The sequence below is a fragment of the uncultured Brevundimonas sp. genome (assembly GCF_937870815.1).
GTDB lineage: Bacteria > Pseudomonadota > Alphaproteobacteria > Caulobacterales > Caulobacteraceae > Brevundimonas.
In genome coordinates this window covers 1-3,836 of record NZ_CALMZS010000200.1, presented here as the reverse complement: position 1 = coordinate 3,836, position 3,836 = coordinate 1, and the positions used below count along the sequence as shown (strand labels likewise).

Sequence of the window (3,836 nt, the reverse complement as noted above, 5' to 3'; positions counted from 1 at the left end):
GGCCCCGTAGCTCAGCTGCATAGAGCAAGGCTTTCCTAAAGCCGAGGTCGCAGGTTGGAGTCCTGCCGGGGTCGCCATCCCCTCCCGACATTCCCCTCAATCCAGCTTCAGAAGGCGGTCGAGGCTCGCCGCGCCGGGGCCTCGGGCGATCAGATAGATCAGCGGCCCGGCCCACAGCAGATGGGTCGGCCAGCCGCCGGGAACCACGAACAGCTGGATCACCAGCGCCATGACCAGCAGGCCCAGCGCCGCCGGCCGCGTCGCGAGGCCGAGCACCAGCAGCACGGGCAGCAGATGCTCGGCGTACGTCGCCATGAGGGCGGCCGTCTCCGGCGGGAGCAGGGGCACACGATACTCTTCGGCGAACAGGTACCGGGTCGACGGCGACAGGGTCAGCAAGCCGTCCACCTTGGTTCGGCCCGACAGGAAGAAGGGCGCGGCCACGCCGGCGCGTAGCAGCAGGGCCAGCGGCCATTCGGGGACGGCGCGGGCGATGCGCTCGTGGAGGCGGGCGATGACGGTCACGGTTGGGGGCTCCGGATGCAGCTGGAATCGAAGGCGCCGGCGGCGAGGAGACCGGCGAACACGGTTGAGGCGTCGGCGGCGGGTTGCGCGGCGCGGGCGGACAGGGCGGCGGCGCCGAACGGACGGCCTTTGCGGCCCGCGTCGAGGAAGGCCCATTCGGCGCGGCTCAGGCGGCGCGCGCGGACCTCGGCGCCGGGGCGATGGATCAGCAGGCCCTCGGCCCCGGGCCGCCAGTGGAGCTCCGCGGCCTCGTCGGGCTCGCGGTGGGCCAGCCACAGGGACGGCGCCGTCCAGTCGAACCAGAACAGCCGGGCGGACGGGTGCAGGCGCGCCGGGGCGGCGGTCAGGGCCAGTCCGGCCGCGGCCGCCTGCGCCGCCGTCAGCGGCCGGGCGTCCGGGGCCAGGTGGGCCTCGGTCCAGGCGCGGTCGAGGCGCGCGACTGGCGGCAGGTACGACAGGTCCCGGGCGGGCTTGAAGGCGGCCAGCCAGGCGGGGAAGCCCCCGCCGAAGCCCGCTAGCACGGGATCGTCGCCGGGCTGGTCTTCGACGAACTCACGCGCGGCGGCCCGGAACCATTCGCCGCCGACCAGCCGCGACACGGTGGGATAGTTGGCCTCCAGGGCGTCGATCCGGCCCTTGATCGAGGTGTTGCGATAGACGGCGATGGCGCCCAGGGTCCGGTCGTCCGGTCTGAGATGCGGCCACAGGTCGTCGAACCGACCCTCCAGCGCCAGTGCGAAGCCGTCGTGAAAGGCGGTCATGCCGGAGCCCTCGTCGAGGCCAGCGCGCCGGCGGCGCGGGCCTGTTCCTGCAGCAATTCGTTGAAGGCGGGCACCCGCCCGTCGCGCTCGATCAGGGTGGGGCGCGGGCCGATGCGGGCCAGCAGCCGCTCGTGCAGGCGCCAGACCGCTTCGCTGACCGGCGCATCATGGCTGTCGATCAGCAGATCCTCGCCCCAGATCGGATCCGGCCGATGGCCGGCCAGATGAATCTCGCCGATCAGGGCCGCCGGCACGCGGTCCAGCCAGTCCTCGGCCGACTGGCCCAGATTGCAGGCGCTGACGTGGACATTGTTGACGTCGACCAGCAGGCCGCAGCCGGTGCGGCGGGCGATCTCCGCGAGGAATTCCACCTCGTCCCAGTCGTGTCCGCTCATCGGCAGATAGGCCGCCGGGTTCTCGATCAGCAGGGTGCGCCCCAGCGCCGACTGGGCCTCGTCGACATGGGCGCAGATCAGGGCCAGCATCTCGCGGCTGCGCGGAACCGGCAGCAGGTCGGGGTGATAGACGCCGCCGCGCCGGGACCAGGCGAGGTGTTCGGAAACGAGGAAGGGCCGGAAGCGGTCGATCAGGGCCCGGAAGCGGGCGAGATGATCGCGGTCGGGCCGTTCGTCACCCGCCAGGGACAGGCCGACGCCGTGCAGGGACAGGGGCCGCACCGCGCGGATTCTCTCCAGCCAGCCCAGCCGCGGTCCGCCCGCGACCATGTAGTTTTCCGGATGGACCTCGAACCACAACCCGCGCCGGGGCCCGACCGCCGGACAGGCCTCGGCCTCCGCGAAATGCTGCGGCTTCAGGCTCAGGCCGGCGGTCGGGGGGCTCGACATCAGCGGTTCGCGATGGGGGTCAGCGAACCGTTGCCGCGCGGCGTGCGGATGCTGGTGCAGGTGCCTTCGGGGACCAGCTTCCAGGCGTTGCCCTGATAGTCGCGGGTCGAGGTGCCGGCGCAGCTCGTGCCCGGGCCGGCGGCGCAGTCGTTCTGGCCGGCGCGGGCCACGCCGTAGCATTTCTCCATCTTCTCTTCCTCGGCCGGGGCGGGCCGATCCTGGGCGGCGGCGGCGGTGACGCCGAGCGCGAGCAGGGCGCCGGCGCCGACGAGGATCTGGGCGGGGGTGTTCATGGGGTCGTCTCCTCAACACGGCCGGTCCGGTGTGGCGCGGCCTGGCGGGAGAGGGTTCGACGGCGGTGCGGGTGCGGTTACGCGGTCAACGAAAAACTTCGGTCGACGACCCGCGCGATGTAACCTCGCGAGGGGTTCGCGCGGATGGGGAGCGTGGTGGACAGGGAAGCCGAGCTTAAGCGCCTGATGCTGCGGGGACTCGATGGCGACCCCGTGGCTTGGCGCGCCCTGTTGACCGAGCTGCGCGGCGCCCTGACCCCCTTTTTCAGGCGTCGCCTGATCGGCCTGGAAGCCGACGTCGAGGACCTTGTGCAGGACTGTCTGATCGCGATTCACGCCAAGCGGGCGACCTACGACCGGTCGATGGCCTTCACGGCCTGGGCCTACGCCATCGCGCGCTATAAGCTGATCGACCACTTCCGCCGTCAGGGTCGGCGGGCGCACGTTCCGCTCGAGGCCGCCGGTGTGCTGCTGGCGGAGCATTCGGTCGAGGACGGCGTTGTACGGAGGGACCTGGCGAAGGTCCTGTCGATCCTGCCGCTGCGCCAGCGCCGCCTGATAGAGGATGTGCGCATCGGCGGCTACAGCCTGGCGGAGGCGGCGGCCCGCAACGGCTGCACCGAGGGTGCGGCGAAGGTCAGCGTTCACCGTTCCATGAAGGCCCTCGCGGCCAGCGTGTCCCGTGAAAACTGACGACCTGATCGACGCCCTGGCCGCCGGCCTGCAGCCCGCCCGCCCGGCCCGGTTGAATCCATGGTTGCTGGCCGCCGCGGCCGCCGCCTCGGTCGCGGCCGTGGCTATCCTGCTGGGCGTTCGTCCCACCCTGACCGAGGCGCTGTCGTCCCCGACACTGTTTTTGAAGGGGCTTTATACGGGCGCGCTCGCCGGCGCCGCGCTATGGCTCGGTCTCAGGGCGGGCCGGCCCGGTGCGGACACGCGCGGACCGCTGGTGATGCTGCTCGGCGTCGTGATCATCGCGATCCTGTGGGGCGTGATCGAACTGGCGGCCGCCCCCGCCGACCAGCGCATGGCCGTCTGGTTGGGCGACACCTGGAGGGTGTGCGTTCCGAATATCCTGATGGTGGCGGCGGTTGCGGCGATACCCGTATTCCTGGCCGGGCGGTCGCTTGCGCCGACCCGTCCGTCCGCCGCCGGCTTCGCCTTCGGAGCGGCCACCGGTGCGATAGCGGCGACCGCCTATGGCGTGCTGCACTGCCCGGAGTCGACCGCCGCCTTCGTCGCCACCTGGTACACGCTTGGCATCACCGCCGCCGGCCTCGTCGGCGCCGCGGCGGGCCGGTTCGCGCTTCGCTGGTAGGAGCGGCCGACCGCCGGCCTCGCCGGCCACCTCACCGCCATTTCGACCCGTCGCCGTGCCTGCCGACGCTCTTCCATCCGGGCGGGGCGGCCTT

At 72.1% G+C, this 3,836-nt stretch carries 6 protein-coding genes and 1 tRNA gene; 3 read left to right on the top strand and 4 right to left on the bottom strand.

What is annotated here, in order from left to right; translation table 11 throughout:
• Nucleotides 1–77 (top strand) — tRNA-Arg (locus Q0588_RS13640).
• A gap of 19 nt (nt 78–96) precedes the next feature.
• Here Q0588_RS13640 and Q0588_RS13635 read toward each other — a convergent pair.
• From Q0588_RS13635 to Q0588_RS13620, 4 genes are read right to left on the bottom strand one after another with little or no spacing between them, the layout of a single operon-like run.
• Nucleotides 97–525 carry a DoxX family protein gene (locus tag Q0588_RS13635; RefSeq protein WP_298747166.1) on the bottom strand — a complete coding sequence of 143 codons (429 nt, stop codon included), beginning with the start codon at nt 523–525 and terminating at the stop codon, nt 97–99.
• Complete coding sequence (locus Q0588_RS13630; protein WP_298747164.1) at nt 522–1,286, bottom strand: DNA-binding domain-containing protein; 765 nt, start codon at nt 1,284–1,286, stop codon at nt 522–524. The genes Q0588_RS13635 and Q0588_RS13630 overlap by 4 nt, the downstream gene beginning before the upstream one ends.
• Nucleotides 1,283–2,131: a DUF692 domain-containing protein gene (locus Q0588_RS13625; protein ID WP_298747161.1), complete on the bottom strand. Its 849-nt coding sequence runs from the start codon at nt 2,129–2,131 to the stop codon at nt 1,283–1,285. Before Q0588_RS13625 ends, Q0588_RS13630 begins: the two co-directional genes overlap by 4 nt.
• Complete coding sequence (locus tag Q0588_RS13620) at nt 2,131–2,424, bottom strand: DUF2282 domain-containing protein (RefSeq protein ID WP_298747159.1); 294 nt, start codon at nt 2,422–2,424, stop codon at nt 2,131–2,133. The genes Q0588_RS13625 and Q0588_RS13620 overlap by 1 nt, the downstream gene beginning before the upstream one ends.
• 156 nt (nt 2,425–2,580) lie before the next feature.
• On the opposite strand from Q0588_RS13620, the gene Q0588_RS13615 reads away from it, so the two are divergent.
• Both Q0588_RS13615 and Q0588_RS13610 read left to right on the top strand, forming a co-directional pair.
• Nucleotides 2,581–3,117, top strand: coding sequence for a sigma-70 family RNA polymerase sigma factor (locus Q0588_RS13615; protein WP_366873010.1), 537 nt, complete (start codon nt 2,581–2,583; stop codon nt 3,115–3,117).
• Nucleotides 3,107–3,742, top strand: coding sequence for a DUF1109 domain-containing protein (locus tag Q0588_RS13610; protein WP_298747156.1), 636 nt, complete (start codon nt 3,107–3,109; stop codon nt 3,740–3,742). Before Q0588_RS13615 ends, Q0588_RS13610 begins: the two co-directional genes overlap by 11 nt.
• Nucleotides 3,743–3,836 lie beyond the last annotated feature (94 nt).

Bases quoted from the DNA above. Each gene is read 5' to 3' on its own strand.
- Q0588_RS13630 (WP_298747164.1), bottom strand. From the start codon at position 1,286: ATGACCGCCTTTCACGACGGCTTCGCACTGGCGCTGGAGGGTCGGTTC.
- Q0588_RS13625 (WP_298747161.1), bottom strand. From the start codon at position 2,131: ATGTCGAGCCCCCCGACCGCCGGCCTGAGCCTGAAGCCGCAGCATTTC.
- Q0588_RS13620 (WP_298747159.1), bottom strand. From the start codon at position 2,424: ATGAACACCCCCGCCCAGATCCTCGTCGGCGCCGGCGCCCTGCTCGCG.